The 23,048-nt window shown below is 66.4% G+C and carries 1 protein-coding gene; it reads left to right on the top strand.

Going from position 1 to position 23,048, the window contains the following annotated elements:
- The first annotated feature begins 9 nt into the window (after positions 1-9).
- The gene (locus ACIBW7_RS19905) at positions 10-22,869 is read left to right on the top strand and encodes a helix-turn-helix domain-containing protein (protein WP_397048256.1); all 22,860 of its coding nucleotides are present in this window, start codon (positions 10-12) and stop codon (positions 22,867-22,869) included.
- Positions 22,870-23,048 lie beyond the last annotated feature (179 nt).

Raw genomic sequence — 23,048 nt, 5'->3', positions numbered from 1 at the left:
GCGGTGCCGGTGGACGGTTCGTGGTCACTGAACCCGGTCGTGGAGCTGCGGAACTCGTTCGAGGGTTTGCCTGCTGTGGTGCGGCGTCCGATCGAGATGGTGGTGTTCGGCGGAGAGCTGCCGCGTGCCGATATTTCCGGGATGCGTCGGATGGCTGCGGAGTTCCGGGCGAAGGCAGCTGCGCTGAGCGATCATTCGGAGGAAGCGAAAGAACTACTGGTACAAGAGGATTCGCTCGGCGTGCTCGGCGAACGGCTGCGCGAGACATTGGGTTTGCACCGGGATGGGGCGGCCAGGCTCGGTGACGACGCGCTGGCCCTGGCCGATCAGGTGCAGGCGGCCGCCAACGATGCGGAGAAGACGCTGTGTGTGATGTTCATCTTCGGGATCGAGTTGGCGTGGCGGATCTTCGGAGTGCTGTCCGCTGCCGCCGCGGCTGGTCCGGCCGGGGAAGTTGCGGCGATGCCGGTGGCGGAGTCGATGCTGGTCGAGGGGCGGGCCAGTGTCGCGGCGATGCGTGCGGGCCTGGACCAGGCGTTCAGGGCGGGCGCGACGCGGACGACCGCCCGGCTGTCGGCGCTGGGGGCGCTCCGGTTGCCTGTCACGTTGGGTAAGGCCGCCGCGCTGCCCGTGAGTGTCGATGCGGGCGTGCAGGCGCTGCAGGTCGTGTCCGGTGATCGAACCCGCGCCGTGATCGAACCGGACGGTGTGAATCCGACGGGTATCGATCTGACATCGATCAAAGTTGCGGCCTTGTCGGGTGCGGGTGGTGCGGTGGGCGGCATGGTCGCGGGCCGAGTCGCGCCGAAGGTGTTTCCCCGGATCGAGGGCAGCAGGTTGGTGCTCGGGTTGATGCATGGCACTGCGGGCGCGGTGACGGGTTTGGGTGCGGCATCCTTGGTGACCGGTTGGCCGGAGCATTTCGATCACGTGCTGGCGCCGTTGCTCAACGGCGGTTTCGCCGGGGCAGTCCACGCACACGCCGCCGCTCGCCCGGGATCGGGGGCGGTGCCCGACGGCGGTGGGGCTTTCACTCGGCCCGACCTGCCCGCCGCGCGCAGCGAGGAGACCGCGGCGCGGGCCCTCCCACCGGTCGAGGTGTCCGCGGAATCGCAGCAGGCGTGGGCGGCGGCGAAGGCGGCGTGGGCGGCGGCTCCGGATACGGTGGCTGCCGGGGGCGAGCGGGCGGACGTATCCGCGGCCGGAGGGCACGGAAACAGCACGCCGGTCAAGTCCGGCGAATCGCGCTCGCCAGCGGCATCGGCCTCGACGCCGCACAATGACGCGACCGGCCGTGCTCCGGCCAGGCTCGACTCCGCCGCCGGGTCGGCGGGGCGTTCGGAGACGGGTGCGCCGGTGGCGGGTCCGCACCGGGGCGAATCGGTTCCGCGCACGAATGCGACAGCGCCACGACCGGTCGAGGCCGGTGGGGAAACGTCGGCGCCACCCAAGGTTTCGACGAGCACCCCGGCCCGTCAGGTCAGCAGCGGGCCCGAAACAGCTACCGCCGGTGAACACCGATCACCGGGGAATCACGAGCACGGCAACACCGGGAAGGTGAGTGCCGCCACAGATGAAACCCGCCACGAGACCCCGGGTGACGCCCGTCCGGCACCGAGTACCGGCGACAGGCCCGAAACGCCTGCTGCCGGTGAACACCTGTTGCCGGGGAATGAGGAGCACGCTCCCGCGGACAATGCGGTCCACGCTCCCGAGGGGGAGCGCAGCGTCCTGGTGGGCGAAACGGGCGACGAGGTGTCGGGCGACCCGGGTGCGGATTCGGTCGACAGCGCCGGCTCGCCGGCGCCGAGCGCTCATGAGCAGGCAGTCGAGTTGTTGGCCGATTTCCACGCCAGTTCCGGTGATCACATTCCGGAGCAGCTGCGGCTGTGCAACCTTCCGGATGAGGTGCTGAAGGCCGGATTGTTCGACGACGACGCGCGGAAGTCGATGATCGCGACGACGGAGATCATTCGGCGCGGCACGATCAGCGACGCCCTGCCAGCAGGGATGGTGTTGCGGGTCGAGCAGGCGGAGGGGGTGTACGCGCTGGACAAGCGTCCGGTGGAGATGAAGCCGGGCGAGGGCAAGTCGCTGATGTTCATGGCAGCGGCGATGCAGCGAGCGGTACGTCACGGTGAGTGTCTGCTGGTGACGACGACCGATGGACTGGCCCACCGCGAATTCACCAAGTATGGACAGCTGCTGACCGACTTCGGGATCGACGTGTTCCGCGCCGATCAGCAGCAGGGTTTCGGGCCGGTCACCGACGGTCGGCCCGCGATCGTGGTGGCGACCGGTGAAACGGTGGGGCATCTGTGCAACGCCGGTCACCGGCCGCCGCGCCACGCGTTGATCGATGAGATGGACGGCATCATCGACCGTGGTGAGCGGCAGTTCCTCCGGTCGGAAGGGGCGGAGCAGGTCGCGCCGGAGGCGACGGCACGCGAGGTGTTCGCCGCGCACGATTTCCTCGCCGACGCGTTGGAGAAGGGCGCGTTGTCGCACGAGGATTTCGGTCTCACGCGCATCATCGAAGAAGTCGGCCTGTACCAGGACGGAACCCCCGAGGTCCAATTCTGGTACGACGGGCACGCGGAGCTGACGCCGGAGGGACGGGCGAAAGTCGAGGCGCTGCCGGGCGGGAAACAGTGGCTGGACGGGCCGGGGTCCGCGCGGCTCGAGACCGCCGCTGCCGCCGAGTTCACCACCCGCAACAAAACCCACTACGTGATGGATGCGGGCAAGATCGTCATCGTCGATCAGGGCGAACACGGGCTGCAACGCAACCCGGTGACCTCGAGCGAATCACGGTGGAGCGCCGAGCCGGGCAAGGCGAGCCTCGCCCAAGCCGTCGAGGCCAAAGAGATCCGCGCAGCCGAAGCCATCGGGATGAGCCCCGAGCAGCACCAGATCGTGGTGCGCGCCGATGCCGACTCGGCCAAGACCATCAACGCGGTCGAAATCTATCGCAAAGGCCAGTTCTTCGACGAAGTCACCGGCGCCTCGGGCACGCTCGCGGACCTCAACCCCGTACTGGAGCAGATCTACGGTTTGGATCAAGCGCATCAGGTCGGCCGGTCCCAGACACATCGGTTGATCGAGGGCGCCCCCGAGGTGGTGGCGAACACCCGCATCAAGCTGGACACCATCGCCGCCTACGCGCACCGGATGTGGGACGCAGGCCGGGGTCGGTTCCAGGAGATCTTGTGTCATCGCAACGACCTGGTCGACAGGCAGGTGGCGGCGCTGGTGCGCGAGGGCGTGCCGAGGGAGGTGATCGAGGCGGTCGACGCCGACCGGATCGCCGGGTGGGGCGCCGACTGGGAAGCGGAGTTGCAGAAGATCTTCGACGACGCCGGTGAGCAGGGCAAGATCCTGGTGATCAACCGGCAAGGCCAGCGCGGCGTCGACATCTCGGTGTCGGAGGCGGTGCAGGCCAAGGGTGGCATGCACGTATGGATGACCGAAGTCCCCGAACAGTCCTACGTCCACGAGCAGGCCACGAACCGCACCGCGCGCAACGGTGCCCGCGGCTTTGCGCAGACGCTGGTGTCGCCGCAGGATGCGCTGATCCGCAATGCTATGCACCTGCACGGAGTACGCGAGGCGGTGGTCCACTATGACCAAGCCACCGCCGCTCATCGCACCGACCCCACCCCGGAAAACCACAACAACCTGGTCGAGGCAGGCCACAAGCTCCGCTCGCTGGTGCCCGAACTGCAAGAGCGTGCTCTCCGCCACGCCACCGCCGACTTTCTCCGCCACTACGCGCACACCACCGTCAACCCCGCCGCCGCACTCGCCGCCGCCGAAACCCGGTGGTACTCGGGCCCGGCAGGCACCGATCAGCCCGACCAGGTGTCCGACCAGGCCACGCGGCTGGCCGGGCTGCTCGGGATCCCCCCACCGGCCGTTACCTCGGCCGCCGCCGTGCTCGACCACGACGATGCCGACGGCCCGCCCGCCGCTGGGCAGGCGACCTCGGCCGCGATCCCCAGGCTGCTGGAACAGGCAGGTCTACCGCCCGCCGCGGTGGAGGCGTTGCGGCAGCAGGTCGAGGCGACCGCACCCGCGACGATCGCGCAGCACGCGGCTCTGCATCAGCAGACATTGGACCAGCTGGTAGAGCGGCGGGGTCGGCTTGCCGACACACTCGGCCCGATAGTTACGAATATCGAGGATATCGACGGTGCCGAAGGCATGCGCAATATCTACCCCGTGCTGACCGAAGCCAGAGACGACCTGGCGAAGGCGCTGGGTTACCCCGCCTCCGCCATCACCCCCGCCATCGCTCGCGACATCCTGGGCGAAGCAGTCGGCTACTACCTGCCCGCCGGGGGCACCCACCAGCCTGATGCCGCCGGTCACGAAGCCGCCCGGGAGGACGCCGACCGGATATCGGCGAACCCTGTTCAGGTGGACCCGGTAGCCGAGAACCCGGTAGCCGCGGAAATTGTCGCCGCAGCCTCGCACTACCTGGCCGCCGCTGCCCTGCTCGATCTGGTCGTGGCCATCCACCGCCGCAGTCCGAACAGCTGTGTCAACAACGCCGTGACCGGCGTGCGGGTGCTGACCCGACGCAACATCGAGATGCCGTCCTACGAACTGGCCGGCCACGGCCGCGAAACTCTCACGAGAGTGTTCGGCGCCCCACTCGTGAAGGCCGAATCCCTGGATCATGTGGCCGAATCGCTGAACGCTCGGCCGGGAGGCATTGCGAGCCTGGTCTACAAATGGAAAGACAGCGTCGCCGACACCAAGGACAAAGATGTCGCCGATGCCGAAGCCCACATGGTGCTGGTGGTCAATGACAGCGAGCCCGGCGAGGCTCCGAACCTGGTCGTGGTCGATCTTGCGGCCTCCCGGAGCGGCGATGCCGGCGCCGACTACGGCCCGAAAGACCTCCGAAACCGTCGTGCGCTGCTGGACAAGGCCGTCCCGTTCGGCACCTGGCGGGAGGAACAAGAGCGGAAATTCCTCTGGAAGCTCGGCGACAAGCAATCCTTCGAGACCATCGACCTCGACCGCGACGGCAACCCCGTCGCCAAGTTCGGCGGGGATGCGACCGCTGCCGAAACCCTGCCCCGCTTCCAGCGAATCACGGTCGATGCGGAAATGGTGCAGGAAATCGACTCGATACTTCAGGACCGGCCGACAAGCCGTGACGGCACACCGGATCTGTCGTCGAGGGCCGACGCGGGTATGTCCGACGAGTCGAGAATTCCAGTGGCGCCCGAACTCGCCCGCATCGGCAGCCGCCCGCACGACACCCCCGACCCGGCCGAGCCCGCACTCGAAACCGCACAGGAACACGAAACGTCCCCGGCCGCGCCGGAGGCCCTTCTCCTGGCCCTCGCCGTGGTGGACAGCTTCCAAAGTGGCCCCGACATCACGCAGGACGCACAGCGTTTCGTGACGAAGTGTTACGAGGAATACCGACAGCAAGAGCAAGCGGCACTACCGGAGCAGCGCTGGACCGCCCCCGCGAACGAACATGGGATGACATCCGAGGAGGCCGAGCAGGCCGCGATGGAATACGCGGGCAGCGCTGCGGCGCCCCGTGCTGTCGACGACGCCGCCGCTCGCAGGGCCGCCGCACTCGTCAGCGATATGGCCCGCTATGCCGACCGGGTACAGATCAGCCTTCCCGGCAGTCTCGCCGACCTGTATCGGGCAGAAGCGAATACGGCGAACGCACGGAAGCTGCAGCAGGCATTCGCCTTGATCGACCGAGTCGAATCGAGTCCAGATACCACGCGGGACGCGAAACGATTCGTCATGTCGTGCTACGAGGAATACCGACAAAAACGAGAAGAAGCAGCCTTTCAAAGGCAGCGCCGGACCGCTCTGGTGGACCTGACACCCGAGGAGGCCGAGCAGCAGGCCAGGGAATTCGTCGGCCGAGCCGACATACGCGCAGACATCGATAGTGCCGCCGCCACCGACACTCGCCGGCTCATCCACAACATCCAAGGCAAGTGGACCAAGACAAGCCTCCCCCTCTCCGATACCCTCGCCCGCCTCTACCAGGCAGAAGCAACCACAGCCAGCGCTCGGAAACTCGCGACGAGTATGAAGGCCGACACTGGTGATACACGGGCACCGGGTGATCAGGTCGGCAGCCGCCCCCACCAAAGCATCGCCGACAGCAAGCCTAGGGCGGATGCGCCGGGAGACCGCCAGGGACCGTGGGGCGAGTTCACGGCGGCGATCCCGACCCTGGTCACCGCCGGTACGGAAAGGTGGGCAGCGCAAGGCAATAGCCCCGATTTCCGGTGGTTGGCGTCCCAGCTGGGTCCGCTTGCCAGGCACTTCTCGACGGTGGGTGCGGTCGCGCTCCGCCTTGTCGGCGACGAGTCGTTTGCCGATCTCCTGCCCTTGTGGCGTCGGTTCGGCGAGCTCGGCGCCGCGTTCGAGAGCCAGGGCTGCGGAGAGTGGTACGTGCGCAACCTGTACCAGCTGATGGAGTGGCTGGTCGACTACGCGCTGGTCGGCGAGTATCGGAATTCCTATGAGGTTGTCGACAGTGTCAATGACCGAGGGGTCTACGTCGGAGTAACGAGCGAGGTCAATCGCGCCGGAATCATCCGCAACATCATCGTTACCGCCGAAGGCACGCCGCGTGGCGGGGTGATGTTCGCCGACGGGTGGGGCGAGGTCGGCGACATCGTCCACGGAATCGAGGGATTCTGGGTCCAGAACAACATGATGCTCGGAGACAATCTCACCACGTTCAATGCGGGCATCCGGGAAAACCTGTCACCCGAGGACGCGGCGCGCGCGACGTTCACCGGAAAGATGGCGTACCGCAGAGGATTTACCGAGGTCGTCATCGGCGAGACGGATGGCGACCCGGGCTACTTCGAGAAAGCCGTGGTGACGTTCGTACGGCCGAGCCGCCTGTCGGAGATGCGCTGCCGCGTCGGCGGACGCCTCATGGGGATCAGCCTTCCGGAGATGTTGGATCGAGCGGGCTGGTCGTCCGAGATCGCTGACCTGCGCGACGAGGCTGCGCAGAAAAGCGCGGAGATAGACCGCCAGGTGTTTCGTCCGAGCCCTACCGAGAGGCCCGCCGACTGGTCAGGCAGGCGCGCGGAGGTCGAGACACGGATCGCGGAGGTCGAGCGGTTGGCCGAGTCGGTCGCGCAATGGTGGGCCGAACAGGATGCACGCGACCACTCTGCCATCGCCACGGTCACCGCCGACGTGCTGCGCCGCAATCCCGGCGCGCGGCAGGTGACACCGAACACCGTGCTGCTGCCCGGATACACCGTCGTCGTGATAGCCGAGGACGGCCGGCACGACGACGCGGTAACCGACATGTTGCTGCACAACCTCGAGCTGCGCAGCGAGCTCCGCAGTACCGGCTACGGTATCCGACAACTGAAACCCATTGTCGAACAAGACGATTCAGGCAACCCCCGAGTACGGTCGGAGAATCTGGGGACCGTGCACATCAACGCGAAACTCCGAATGCCCGACGATCACGACCTGGCGCGGCGGCGCAGGGACGAGCAGGTCTACAGCCTGTTCCGATCGTTGATCGCCAACGGGGTAAACCGTGATGTCTCGTCCGCGGCATATCTCCGCATGGATTGGCCGCAGCGGGCGGCACTCGTGCGGCAACGGCGTGACCTGACCTCACAGCTGCGAGGAATACCGGCGCGGTGGCGCAACCGCGCCGGCCGCTACCGCCTCGCTCAGGAGTTGGCGCGCCTGCGCGAGAGCCGGTCGAACCTGGACGACGCCGGACGGCGGCGACTGGCCCACCTCGAGACCATCGGCGCCGTGCTGGCCCGTGCCGACGAACGCGCCGACCGGATGTCCGGACAACCCGAGGTGTATCTGTGGGCATTCGACCCGGACACCGGATACCTGGTGCTTACCATGGGAGACCCGGATCTGGTGCCGGACGTCGATGACATCACCGATCAGCACATTGTTGATTCGGGCACCGTCGATCTGCTCGGCGCCGACGTCGATGGGGTCGTCGACGACTTCGCCTCGGACCGGCAGCTCGAACCGGGGCGACGCCGGTCTGTCGTGATCTTCGTTGCCGGCGAAACCGACTCGGATGCCGGGCATCGAAGGCTGGCCGACCTGACCGATATCACCGCCACGCGAAAGTTCTATCAGGACAAGGTGGCCGATTCCGCGACGGACGGGAGTGCTCTGGTCCGCCTTCTGGAAGGCGACCGCCGTGACACCGTGTCCGAAATGCTGTGGTTGGTCAAATATCTGATGCCGGACCACCCGGTGCGCCTCGTCGAGGCAACGGCGGGTCCTGATTTTCCTGTCGGCGCGCCCGGCGAAGAACTCGCGGCCAGGGTGGGCGCCGACTGGTCGGCGGTGTTCCGCAGGCCCGAAGACGTGGCGACGCATTTGGCAGGCAGACCGGGTACGTTTGCGCTGCTGGCCGTCGAGAACCCCGCTCGTGACTACGGCAGCGGTGTGGATCTGGTGATGGTCCGCAACGATGGCGACGACCGCCTGGTGCAGATCGACCTGAACCAGGTCAACCCCGACAGCGTCGAGCCCGGTGACACCGCCCGAGCTGCCCTGACCCGTGACTGGCCGCCGTACTACCCCGCTGACTGGACAGGCAAGTGGGACAAGGGATTCGGGATCGGCCTCGGTCCCGAAGGTCCCGAGCGCCCGTTGGTCGACGGCGAATCGACAGGTGTGCGTGGCGAGGATTTCCCGGACGGCCTGATCGGAGCGCGGCCGACGGAAGGAGGGTCGGGATCGGCATACGAGCGCTACCGGCATCGCACCGAGCAGTACCACGGCGTCACGGGCAACTGGCTGAATGCCATGGTCGGGGAGCCGTTGTCAACGGTCCTGCTGCGGCCGGGTTCGCCGGTGCTGCTGGACTGGGCGACTCGCCAGGTCGTCGATCGGCACCGGCTGGCCGAGTTGCTGCGGCTGCGGCCCGACGAGCCGGCCGCCGACTCGCGTCGGCGGCAGGTGTGGGCACAGCTCAATCAGCGCCGCATACTGGCGAATCCGACCGACAACGATCTGTACGTCGATGAGCTGATGGGGTGGACGAGCATCGGCGACGCGCATCGCCACGCACCCGGCGTGGTGCACTCGGCCGCAGAACGGTTCGTGGTGAGCCGCGGGGTCTTGGAAAGCGCCGACCGCGTCGCGTTGCTTGCCTGGCGTCTCGGTTGCCTCGACGAGCTGTCGGGACAGCTTCGTTTCGATGAGCAGCGCAGCGCCATCATGCGACGCGTCGAACCGGCCGACCGTGCGGCCAGGACCCGCAAGACGTTGGCGAACCGCCTGGAGGCACTGACCGCGGAGCTGGAAGTCCATGAGAATGCTCTGGACGCGATCGACACCGCCGACCTTCAGATGGCCTGCGACTTTCAGGGTTTGGTGTGGTTCGACGTCCGTCCAGGCTCGACCAGCCGAATCCGACTCGACCGGCTGCTCGAAGTCGCGACGGCGGAACTTCGTGCCGCCGTCGGCCGCGACCCGGCCCAGCTGAGCAAGCAGGAGCTGGACGGCTACGAGCATTTCTCGGACGACGGGAACATCCGGAGATGGGCGAAGGCATTCCGCGAACTCACCATGATCGCCGATGTCACCGACCAGGCTCACCACCACGAAACCCGGCTCGCCACCCTCACCGAACTACTGGACAATGAACTGGCGCAGGTTTTCGGCACCCCGCCGATCACCCTTGTCCCGCGCGGTCCTTCCGGCCAGGACATCATCGACCTTCTCGGGCAACGCTTTCCCGGTGTCCGGTCACCGGCTGCCGATGCACTGGCCAGGCATGTCGATGCCACCGGAGTCGAGCGGTTCCTCATGGTCAAGGAGGTCTTCCGCGACGGGTGGCGGGGCGTGTGGCGGCTGCCGTCCGCACTCGAGGCGGCGGCGTTGGATGTGCGTGCCGCGGGTCCGTCGACGATCACGGAATCCGGCATGGTGGTGGTCGATGCGTCCGAACAATCCGTTGCGCAGGTCGACGGGAGGTACATCACCGATGTCCGCTGGCTGACCCGTGGTGAACTCGAGTTCGCCGATGCCAATCGCATGGTGCACGGGTGGTTCCAGGAGAATTTCTCGTCGGCACTGGGTGCGTTCGATCCGGTGGTCCCGCCGACGGGAGCCGCACGGGAACTCGCGCGGTTCGGATCCCGGCTGTCGTTGAGCACGGACGACATCGAAGTCCTGGTCCGCAGGCTGACCGGACGGCCAGCCGACGAGCACACCCGGATAGTCCACTTCTTTCACCTGCTCACCGACGAGTTCGAGCGCGACAAGATACTCGCCGAGCTGAATGCCGACCTGGGCGGCGGGGATCTGCTCGACCTTCACCTCCACAGGCTGCAGACTCAGATCGGTCTTGCCGCCAGTCCCGAGCTGGTGGACGTGATTTCGACTCCGATGGCGCCCAGCATCCTGCTCGATATGGTGAACTCCAGTCACTGGAGTGGTGACACGATCGGCGCCGGAGTCGAATTCTTGGCGAGCCCCGAGATCGGCGACGCTTTGCGCAAGATCTACGAGAACAACTCACATTTCGAATCCGATGTCCGCAGACGGATGTCGAAACAGGTTGCGACCGATCTCGACGCCGTCGGACGGGAGTTGCGACGAGTCGCGGAAATTCCGGCCGGTACGGTGGATTTGCGTCTGCTCACGATGTTCGACGGGTTTGTGACGAAGAATCCACCCGGCAAAGATCGAGCCTGGGACGTGCTGGCCTCCCTCGATGATTTCTCCCCCGATTCGGTCCGTCGGAAGTTCGCGGACGTGTTTCTGCGGACCCGTCAAATCGCAAATATTCCGGACGATGTGCGGGCGGAGGTGACATTCACCGCGCAGCAGTTGCGCGACGTGGAGGACCTCTACATCCGAGGCCCGAGCGGTCGCGAATTCGCTTGTTATGTGGAGATGGTGGGTGAGTTGCCTGTCGGTCGGCGGCCACCGACGATTCGCGCGGCGATGGAGTTCGTCCGGGACGTGACGCCGGAGTTTGCCCGATGCCTTCGCGATGTGCTGGCGGACGGTGCAGATGGTGCCGAGCGAAGCGCACTCGGCTTGCAGCGTTCAGGCGAGGCGGTCCTCGGTGAGTTGAAAGACATTGCGCGCTCCTTCGTGGCCGACGTAAAAGGTGCGGTGCTGTCGGCCGAGAGTCTGGCGAAGGTACAGACTTCGGACTTCCTCGCCCGGTTGCTGATCGACGTCACTCACTATGAGTCGTCCGACTGGGGGCACCATGACATTGCGTCGCTGCGAGAATTGCTCCGCCACTACCACGAGGCAGGGGTGCAAGGCCGCATCGCACCGATGGCCGACGCGTATCGACCCAGCGGTGTGGTCGAAGTCGTCGAACTGCGGACTCGCGACCGTCAGTCGGGGCCGCAATGGACCGAGGACCTGCTGACACGTTTCGCCCGGCTGGCGAAGAATCTTCAGGACGCGCGCTCGGCCTTGACGGGCACGCGGCGGCCGATCACCCATCTGCTCGACAAGCTCGGACGCGACATTGCCGACCACACCGGTACGTTGGAGAATTCCATCGCTTCGGGCAGGCTCGCCGACGGCTCGCCCATGAATGACGTGGCGCGTCGGAATATGCTGGCTCGTGCACAGGAGTTGAAGCAACTCATCGCGACAAAAGATGAGGCCGCGAACAAATTTCCAGCGCTGCGTTCACTCGAGGATTTCGAGAATAATTTTCAGCGATTGGCTCGTGTTGGTGAGTTGCATGACGACCTGCGGACAATCTGCTTTTCCTGGGCAATGCAGCAGCACCCGGAATGGGTCGATCGATTGAAATATATCGGGGCAGGCGAACCCACTCTGCGGGATGTCACTATCGTCCGGGAATTTGTGGAGCACATCACCAACCAGGAAGTGTTCGCACAGTATTTCTCGCACCGACGAGGTGCACAAATTTTCAGACGGATGACGAGTGTCGCTGCGCTGGACGAAGCGATAGCGCGCACCCAGGGCGTCGGAGTCTCGAGCGATACCACTCGGCTGCGGTTCGTTCCTACGCGGGGGCCGCTGCTCGAGCTTTCCGGGCATATTGCCAGTGCCTGTTGGGCGGGTAGGTATCGTTCGATCGCCGAGGTGATGCCGAATATGACCGCCGTCATCATGGTCCGCAATCCCGACGACACGGCGCGCACCGCTCTGGCGGGCGCGGCTCTGCTCATCGAGACCACCAGCGCATCCGGTGAGCCCCTCCTCCTCATCCGCGGCCTCAATCCGTTGGAGACGTATATCAACCACGTCTCCGTCGCGGACTTCTACAGTGAATTCGCCGACTGGGCGCACGGGATCGCCGCGGACCTAGGACGTCGCCTCGCGATCGTCATAGACGGTCACTGCGGCGGCGCGGCGACAAATCGCCCAGCGCTGTACGGGTACCTGGCCGAAGCGCGCCCCGAACTGACTCCGATCCGGGTCGATCCTTCGGACACGATATTCAACGGCTACGACGTCTCCGAATGCGCATACCTCGTCGGGCCGACCAGCACGCGCGACAAACAGCAACACCGGGAGCCCGGTGGTCGCATCGGTAGTCGGCCATCGGAGAATCCGGGCGATCGCCCGGGCGGGTGGATGTCGGAGCCGGGTCGGCCGGGGGATGTTGCGGCGGACGGGAGCGCCGACGACCTGCTGAGCCCGGCGTCTCGGCCGTTGCCTGTGGAGGTGATCGGCCGGGAGATCGATGAGGTGACCGAGATCCTCGGATCGCGGGTGCCGCCAGAACAGCTCGCTGATCCGGAAGTCCGGCGTGGCGTGCGGTTGGTGGCCGAGGGGCTGTACATCAACCGGAGGCTGTACGGCCGTGCGGACACCGGTCGCGCCGATGACATTCACGACGCCGCCGTCGAGCTGCGGGAGCCCGGCGCGGCGAACCGCTATGGCGATGGGATGCGGGTGGCCGCGGACCTGCGCCGCGTCCTGGACAACGGGGTGCTGCAGGGCGCCGACCTCGGCGAGATCATGGCGGCGATGATCGCGGACGCCTGGAGCGATCTCGCGGGCGGCGGCGGGCGGCACGGCGGCAATCCGCAGCTGCGGGCCACGGTGAGGTCGGCGGAACTGTTGCACGCCCGTGCCCTGGCACACGGCTGTGCCCCGAGTACCGCCCGCGTGCTCGGATTCGCGGTGAGCGGCATCGGATTCGATGCGCGGACCGGGACCCAGACCATCGCGTCACCCACGGCCATCGACGAGATGCGGCAGCGCTTGGGGGAGATCACCGGCGGCGAGTTCGAGACGGCGATGCGCGTTGCCAGGTGGGTGGCCGCCGCGGGCCTGCAGACGTTGTCGGAGCCGGACGCTGTCGTTGGATGGGTCCAGTCCGACCGGGGCAATGATGTCGGCGAGCGCCAAGCCCTCATCGACCGCCTACGTGACCGCGCCGGTTTCGTGGACCCCGACAGCGGATACCGGCCGCCGGAGGGGTGGTTGCTGGCCAACCGTGACATGCGCCGCGACCACGCCGCGAAAGCACGGGAGATCGCCGACCGGCTGGCGAGCGACCCCGGCTACACACCGGTGGACGCCTATCGTGACTCCCGGCTGCACGCGGCCGAGATGCGGGAGGAGCACAGCGGTTTCGGCTGGCAGTTGGTCATCGGGCCAGGCACCGACGCATCGGACCCCGGCACCCTCGCCGACGCCGTCGCCGCGCGACTGCCCGAATCGGGCTCCGCACGGGCGCGCAAGGGCAACATCGATGCGATCGCGCGGCTCGCGGAACTCACCCTGCCCCGTGCCCGGGCTGATGCAGTGTTGGTCGTGACCTCGTCCGAAGAAGCCGACGGTCGGCGCCGATTGCTCGCCGAGTTGGATTACAGCCGACCGGACGCCACCGATCCCGCCCCCGGTGTGACGGCGGAAGAATTGCGCCGCGAGCTGTCCGACGTGGATGGCCGCATCGACGTCGACAGCGCCGCTCCTCTGCCGAAGGGCCAGGTCCGGCATCAGGTTCGCCTCGACCTCACCAGACAGCGGATTCTGGTGTGCTGCAGCGTTTGGGGCCGGGGCTGGACCGGTTTGTCCACGGTGAACTGGGCGCTGTGTCGGGGGCTGGCGGCGGCCGGGCACGAGGTGATCGTCTCGGCCGGCCAGATCGCGCGTGGTTCCCGGCTCTCGGGTGTGAAGGTGTACGGCGACCGCGACCGTGTCTCTGGGGCGAGTCGGTGGAAGCGGTTCGACGGAGGCCCGGACGATTTGCCGTGGTCGGTGGATCTGGTGATCGTGCATGCCGAGGACGACGGCCTCACAGCGGCACTGGAGGCCCGGACCCGGTACCCCGCCGCGAGACTTGTGAGCGTCCACCATCTGACACCGATGCTGTGGGAAACCCTCATGTACAGTCCGGAAAACGGTCGCGCCGAGATCGCGGCCCGCATCTTCTTGGCTCGGCGTGCACATCTGGTGACGGGCCTGGGACCGGTGCTGGCCACGGATGCACTGTCGGCGGCTGTCATGGCGGGGCACGGCTCGGTGCACCAACTACAGCCGGGTCTGGAGGTAGCCGAGCAGCCACCGGAGCCCGCACCCGGTGACCCGGCGTGGATTCTGCTGTTCGGCCGGGTGGACGACGAACTGAAAGGTGCTGCGGAGACCGCCGAGGTAGTGCGGCGGTTGCGCGCGCAGGGACGTGATGTGCGGCTGATGGTGCGGGGCTACCCGAAACACAGCGTCGAAGCCGCCCGCGCCAAGTTGGCGAGGCTGGCGGGTGGCGCGGATGCGGTCGAGGTGCGGCCACATACAGCGAGCCGTAGGAAGCTGCGCGACGATATCCGCGCGGCGACCATCGTGGTGATGCCGTCGCGCGCCGAGGGATTCGGCGGGGTAGCAACCGAGGCGATCGAGCAAGGTGTGCCGGTCGCTGTTTCTTCATCCAGCGGAGTGGGTCGTTTCCTTGCCGAACTGGGGGACTACCGCGACCTGGCGGAACGATTCAACCTGGTCGAACAGCCTCTCGGTGCCCAGGTGCCGATCGACAACTGGGTAGCGGGACTCGGGTCCGTACTGGACGACCTGCCCGGTGCGTGGGCGGCGGCCCGCGAGTTGCAGGGACTGATGCGGCCGTACACCCGCGAAAACAGTGCAAGGATGCTCGTACACGCCGCACGGAACACCGATCCGCACGCTCGCCCGGAGATCGGGCAGTTGCGGACCCAGGTTTCGTTCGAGTCCGGCAGTCTGGTGGCTCGCGGCGAAGAGGAAGATTACCTGCGGATACTCGCCGTGGCCGATGCGATGGAAACCGATCGCACAGTGCGGGCGGCGGTTCTCGCCGGTGCGGGTGTTGTGTTCGCGTCGGCGCAGGATCCGCGGTCCATCCGGCTCGCAGCGGCCGACGCCGACGAGTGGATGTTCTCGTCCCTGAGAACTGCTGTGCCGCAGGATGATTCGCTGAGCAGCATTCTGCGGGCGTTCGTGGCGACCGTGTCCGACCAGGGATTCAGCGCAACCACCGTCGAGGACGTCTGCCACCGCGCGCGGATCTCCAGCGCCACCTTCCATCACTACTTCCGCAGCACCGACAGTGCCTTCCGCACGGCGCATCACGAGGCTTTGACCGATCTGCGGAACATGGTCGACGAGGAGGTCCGCGGCGCGGCGCAGGACCTCGCCGCCCGTATCGCAGTGGCGGTGAACACGTATGTGAGCGCCTTGGCTGCGCGACCGGCAACCGCGCGCATGCTGCTGGTCGAGGGCGTTGCCCTCGACCCCGCCGTCCGTGCCGATGTGATGGCGGATGTGACGGTGGTGATCGCCGACACGGTCGCGACTGTGCGTAACGAGACGACCGTATTCACGCCGGAGCGTCGCGCCCTCGCGGCAGCGGTCCACGGGACCCTCGCCGACTGGGTCGCGACCGGCGACGACGCCGCCGTACCGCGCCTACGCAGCGGTCTCGCCGCTCTCTTCCGGAATGGCACGACGACATTGGCTGCGCAGTCCACCGCTGCCGAGGTCGATGTCGCACAGCTACATCAGCAACGCGTCGTGCCGTTCGAACGGTCGAAACCCGATGAGCGGGAGCGGATTTCGACCCAGTTGATCGCGGTGGCCGCCGAACAGGGCTTTACCGCGATGTCGCTGGAGGAGGTCCAGCGGCGCGCCGGGGTATCCGCACAGACATACCGGAAGTTGTTCTCCGACAAGGAGACCGGATTCGAAGCCGCCTGCGACGAAGCTCTCGAACGTCTGCGAACCGCGTCCCGGGCGGCTATGCCCGGCATCGCGGGAGGCGATATCCGATCCCGGTTCGATACCGCCGTCCGCGCCTACCTCGCCGCCCTGGCCGAGCACCCGAACGAGGCCCGCGTCCTACACCTGGACCTCCGTACACACCGCCCACTGCACGACCGGCACCGGATGATGCTGGCCGACCACCTCGCCGCAGCCGTCTACGAGATCGACGACCACACCGCCCGGCTCCTCGCCGCCGCCGTCCAGGGAGTCGTCACCGATCGGATCATCTCCGGCCGCAGCACCGAAGCCCGGCTCCTTGGCACCAGCGATGTCGAATCCGGGCGGATTGCGACCCTGCCCGACTTCGCACCGACGGTGACGTCCGCGGTTCATGGCCTACTCGCCGAATTCGGCGAAACGACTCCACCACACGATGATCCACCGGACTTGGGCACTGGGCTGATCGGTAGCAGACCGTTCGAGGATTCTCCTGGTGAGCGTGGGTTTGCTGGTCCCGGGTTCGAAGAGTTGGTGCTGGCGGGCCTGGAATCCGGTATTGCGGAACGGTTCGTGGTCGAGGATGCGCGGGGGGTGCGTGTCGAGGAGATGACGTTCGACAATGGCGTGCGGGTGTTCAAGGAGACCTATGCCGATCCGGTAGACGCGCTGGTGCAGGTGTTGCAGACCAAGGTCGCCATCATGATGGGTGCTCCGGTCGCCCACGCGATGCTGAACCTGGAGGACGACCGCATCTATCGGGAACTCACGCCTGGGCGCCCTGGGGACAGCGTCGAGGTTGTGGACCCGGAGGTTCTGGACTCGGACTCGGCCCTGCGGCTCGGCCTGTTCGATGCGGTGACCGGGACTCGCCGGACGGCGCGCGAGTGGAGTGTGGCCGACAACGAGGTGATGGGCAGACGCGCCGGATCCGACCTCGACGTCACGCAGACCGGTGTGTTCGCGTCGTCGTTTGTGCGGCGCATCGACGGTCGCCTGGTGTGGTTGGACCACGCTATGCCGACGTGGGAGGTCGCGGCCATTCGGGAGCAGGTGTCGCATCTCGATACGTGGATCTCGAATTTTCCGATGCCCGAGGAACACCGAGCGGCGCTGCTCGATATCCACGGTGAGTACCTGACAGCACTGACCCAGGTCGAGCGGCACGCCGTGCACACCTTCGGCGAGCAAGCCCATCGCGCCGGACTAGATGTGGAAGCGCAGGCCAAGGCGCGGTTGGTCGAGGTGTTCAATCTGAACTATCCGCACGTCACGGTGGTGGGGTTCGATCATCCGGATGTGCCCGCTCATGTCGTCGAGGAGATCCTGGGTGGGTTGGATGAGATGTTCACCAGGTTCCCGGACCGGACCAATATCCGCGAACTGCGGATCGATTACACCGACTGGGAAGCCACCAGCCCCAGAACCCACAACTATGCCGACCCCGCAGCGGCCGGCCGGACCCTCAGTATGCGGTTCAGCCTGCGCGATGCGGCCAACCCGGCACAGACTGTCGAACGCGGAATCCGGTTCCTCGAATTCGGATTGAATCCGGTCGGCGACAGGCCGTTTCACCACAATGCCGTGCACGAGTTCGTTCATGCGATCGATGCCGTGGAGGGACTGTCCAAGAACCTGCAAAAGACGCTGTCGCAGACCTGGGGACAACTGTCGAACCACGGCCTCATCGAAGAGTCCTGGTGGACCTGGCTCACTCGACTGCCGAGATACGCCTTCGTCAACGAAGCCAAGACGGTACTCAACGACGCGGAAGCCCTCGCTGTCGGGTTCGCCGAGGCCGACATCCACGGCGTGGCAGCCGGGTCGCCGCAGTGGGCGATCCACGACTACGTCACCACTGGACAGCCACCGCAGGTCACGCCGGATCTCGAGGTCGATCTTCCGCCACAAGAGGATCATCCGGATCCAGGTGGGCTGATCGGCAGCAGGCCACATGAGGACGATTCGCAGACGGACACCGCGCGGGGCGTATGGATCAAAACGCTGAGGCTCGACCGAGGGATGACGCAGGAACAGCTCGCGCACGCGGCGGCCCTGAAGAAAAGCGCACTGTCCAATTACGAGACCGGGCACCAGAAGCCGTCGTTCGGCACCTTTCAGCGGATCTGCCGAGCGCTCGGGCTCGAAGGTGCGGCCATAAGCGAGGCCATCCGACAGTTCGATCCGGGTGTCGAGCCGGAAACCGATGTGGCTGAACGTAATTCGCCGGGTCGCTGGATTACCGCTCGTCGAAATGCCAAGGGCATCAACAAGTCGGGCCTCGCGCGCGCGGTCGGTGTCGACCCGACGTCCATCACGGAGGTCGAGAACGGGGGGCGTCCGCGGCCTGGATTGTTCCTGCGGATTGCCCGCGTTCTGGGCGTAGGGCAGCAAGAGCTGGCTGCGGCTGCCCGCGAGTTCTACTCCGATGTCGATTTCGATCTCGATCCGGTTGCGTACGATCCTGACGCGCGTGGTCGCTGGATTGCGGCGTTGCGCCATGACCGGGACATGTTCCAGGCCGAGCTGGCCCGAGCCGCGGGCATAACGAGCGCATATGTCAGCAAAATCGAGAGCGGCTACATTCCGAGCTCGATTGTCTTCCGGCGGATGTGCCGGGCCCTGGGGGTTGCGCCGGAAGTCCTCGATGCGGCTACTCGCAGGTTCTATCCGGATCTCGAGCTGGATCTCGAGCCCACTGCGCACGATCCTGAGGCGCCCGGTAGTTGGTTCGTGGCCCTGCGCCACGATCGGGATCTGACCGCGATCGAGCTCGCGAAGGCGATTGGGGTCGGCTCGGATCTTTTCGCCCGTATCGAAAACGAAAAATTCGTGCCGGGGTTCACGGATTTTCGGCGAATCTGCGATGTGCTAGGGGTCGGTGATGAGCTGCTGCGGGCCGCCGCCCGTCATTTCGGTCTCGATGTCGATCCCGCGTCGCATAAGTCGCTGGGGCGCTGGATCGCGACCCTGCGCCGTGACAAAGGTCTGTCGGCGGTCGAGCTCGGACGGCGGTCGCGGGTGCCTCCTAGCACCATTTCCGGCATCGAAACAGGCCGGTATCTTCCGCGGCTGAGGAAATTGCGGCAGATCTGTCAGGTGCTGGGTGTCGATGGTGATGTGTTGCTGGAGGCCGTCGAGCAATTCTATGCGGGTCGCTTCGAGCGGTCCGGTTATCGGGATGAAGAAGCGCTGTTCAATCGGTATGTCGTCAGTCGGGTCGGTTCACCGGAGGAACGAGCGATTCGGGATGAGATCTGCGAAAGGTTCGCGTGGGTTCCGAATGCGTTGGTGCGTTGTGAATTTCTGGATGTCCGTGATGAGGCCGAACAGGCCGCGTGGATGGGGATTTTGAGCGCGATCGACACTCATATCCCATCTTCGTCGTTCGCCGCCCATGCCTGGGCCAGCGGTCGCGGAGCAGTCCGCACTCATCGCCTCGCGCGCCGGTTCCCGGATCTCGACAATCGCACCCGGTGGATTGTGCGGAGGGTGGAAGCGCAGATCGGGAGGATGGTTTCTGCGAGTGAGGTTCTCGATGATGCCGAGATTGCGCGCGCAGTGCGTTTGACAGTGGCCGATGTGGTGTTGGCGCGGGAGATTCTGGCTCGGCCAACGCTGCAACTGGATGCGCCGATCACCGGCGAGAGTGGGTCCCGGAATCGGGAATTGGCCGATCCGGCTGCTTCTACCGGGTTTTCCGATACCGATTTCGCGGTGACGGTTCGTGCCGCGCTGGGCGATATGGCTGATCCTGGTACAGCGGAGCGGTTGGTGATGCTGCATCTGGTGCAGGGTGTACCCCTGGCTGACGTCGCCGCGCGGTTGGGTGTGCCGGCCGCGACGGCGGCAGAGGTTCTCACCGATTCCGTTGTGCGGCTGCGTAATGTGTTCGACAAGCGTCGATCCTCCGGGGTCACCGCGAGCGGACAGGATTCGGTACCGCCGACACCGTGGACCACGATGAGCGCGGAGCCGGTTCAGCCACCTGTGCGAAGCGGCGATTCGGAATCAGGCGAGGGCAGTCCGAACCCTGGCGGCTTGATCGGCAGCAGACCACATGAACAGGACGAGCCACCACGACGCCGCGTACCGGGCCAGACGACGCCCTGGTCGCCTGAGGTGATCGGCGAACCGCACCCCGACGACCAACTCCGCAGACAACCATCGGACATGGTCCCGGAGTGGCCAGCCGGCAACACGCCCGGCCCGGTCCAGCTCACCGCCTGCGAGACCGAAGTACTCGCTCTGGTGCGGCAAGGCATGACACACAACGAGATAGCGGCGGCGCTCGATCTTTCCGTGCGTGATGTGCGGGCGCACCTGGCGAGTGTCCGCCGCAAGCTCAGAAATCAGCGGGCACAGCTGGTGGCGACCCGCCGTCCTGCCGACCCGCCGTCCACGACATCGGTGTCCGACCGCTTCCGAGCAGCCATGTATGCCGCCGTGACGAGCGCCGACCAGCCGGATCCACGCGAACTGCTGGCTGCGGCGAGCCCAGAGCAGATGGAACGCGCTGTCCAAGGGCTCAGCCCGGCTCATCAGGGAGCGCTACGCCGGCTGCGAGCGGGAGCGAATACACCGGTGATTCGCAGCATGGCGCTCATCGCCGCTCGTCGATGGGTGACCGCCCTCGCGGCCGAACACGACCGGTCGCAGGCGGTGTTTGCCGCCGCGCTGACCGTGGCAAGTCCCGCCGATCTGCAAACGGCACTCGACCAACTCACGGCCGCCGAACGCCAACTCCTGGTCAACCGGTTCGGACCGGCGACCTCGCCTGCCACCTTCGAACCCGACGATTCCGTGCGCGCCTTGCGTGCGGTCGAGGTCGTCCGGCACGTCGCGGGGTGGATCGCGACCCGTGCGGGAATGCCCGCCGTAGACGAAACCGGTTACGACAAAAACAGATTGCAGCGCGGACACCATCTCGTGGAGATCGAAACGTATACGGCGGACGAATGTCTGGACGCGGTCTCGGACTGGATGGACCGGCAGGATCCACCGGAGTCGGGCAAACGGTCCACGGGCAGCCGTCGAGGTTCCGCTAGCCGATTTCGACGACTCGACGGCCAGCTGCAACAAGACAGGCCACCTGCTGACCAGGCGGGCGGAGGCGGCCCCGTCACCCCCGGCGGCTCCTATCCAGCGACCGCCTCGTCGGAGGAGCCGGGGCGTCCGGACGACGACAACGGCACCGGCTCCGTGCGCGCCGGCGGCGCGGACGACCGTCGCCGCTCGTTGCCGGTGGATCGCGGTTTCGATGACGAACATCGGCGGCTGGCCGACGAGGCGCTACGCGCGGGTGGATTCGACGACGCGGGTAGGTTGCAGCGTTGGGGATATCGCCTGACCGCGGGCTCCGCACGCCGCCGTGCGACCGAGAACGGTGGGTGGTGGGACTCGCTGAGTGACCCCGCCGCACCCGGTGGGTTGAGCAGTATGCAGCGGGCGCTGATCCGGGTGTACCCACACCAGATCGGTAACGCCGACGGTCTTCCCGCCACGGTCCGCGACCACGCCAACCGGTTGTCGATCCGCCGCGATCTGGACGAGTTGATCGCCCGCAAGCCAGCTGGCCAGAGACTGCTCAACTGGTTGCGGACCGAGCTCACCGACGCCGAGCGGAAACAGTTCAGCAACCTGCTCCACACCCGAAATCACTTGCAGGAGTTGGACCGACAGGCCGCGCAGCTGCCGGGCAGTCCGCCCGTGCACCTGCTGGCCTACGACGCCACGGCCTTCAACGGCAAAGGAAAGGTCGTCGCCGCGCTCGGCAATGTGGACACCGCGCACACGGTGAACTGGCATGTGCCCGGGACGAATACGACGTCTTCCTCGCTGGCCTACCAGTTCAAGCCGCTGCGCAACCTGTATGAGGAGACGCTGCGGGTAGATCCGTCGCTCGAGCTGGCATCGATCATCTGGATCGGATACGACGCGCCGGCCGGGCCGGTGAACACCGGTTATGTGAAAGCCGCCTTCCGACGCCGCGCGCGGATCGGCGGGGACCGATTGCTGTGCGACATCACGGCGTTCCACGCCACCAGAAGTCTCGCTGGAACCGCCGGACCCGACCGGCTTGTCACCCGGCTCTACGGGCACAGCTACGGTTCAGTCGTCATATTCTATGCGGGCAGCAACGGGAAGCTCGCCTATCTGGTCGTCACGATCACCGTCTCGGGCTCGCCAGGAGCAGCCACCGTCCGCCATGCCGCAGAGCTCGGTATCGGCGCGGACAATGTCCTTGTCGCCGCATCGGGGCGGGATCTGGTGACCATTCTCGGAGCGGACGAGCCGGGCGCACAGAGCCGCTTCACCTCGCGGCTCGGCCACGGCATTGATCCCGCCTCCGAGGCATTCGGCGGCAAACGATTCCCCGCCGAGTTCCCCGACTCAGTGGATTTCGCCGGCACCGAGGCCGTGCATCAGGGCTATCTGCGCTACGACCCGGCGACCGGGCAGCCCACCGAAGCACTGGCCAACATCGCACAGATCACCGCCGGACGCGGCGACACCCTCGCTTGGGTGGATCGCCGTCAACCGGGCCGCTGGGTCGTCGCGCGGCCCATCGACCCCGAGCGCGGGCGATACGCCGACGGCAACGAGCCACACCCACGCTCGACGCCATCCTCGGATGGGCCCCCCAAGGCCACGCCGTGGACGCGGCGAAAGTGAAACGCGGAAGCCGACTTCGCCGGGAAATACCCGCTGTGCTGCTCGGATCCGAAGCTCTCGGCCGAGGACATCGCCGTCGGCTACCTCGCCCCCAAGAACGCATCAGTGCTCACGTCATCCGCTGCCGGCCGGCGACTCTGCTGACCGGCATCCTCGAAACCCGTTCCAGCACAACCTGG

This window comes from Nocardia sp. NPDC049526, from assembly GCF_044465765.1.
Classification (GTDB): domain Bacteria; phylum Actinomycetota; class Actinomycetes; order Mycobacteriales; family Mycobacteriaceae; genus Nocardia.
The sequence above is the reverse complement of the archived record's forward strand: the minus strand, read 5'-3'. Positions and strand labels throughout refer to the sequence as shown.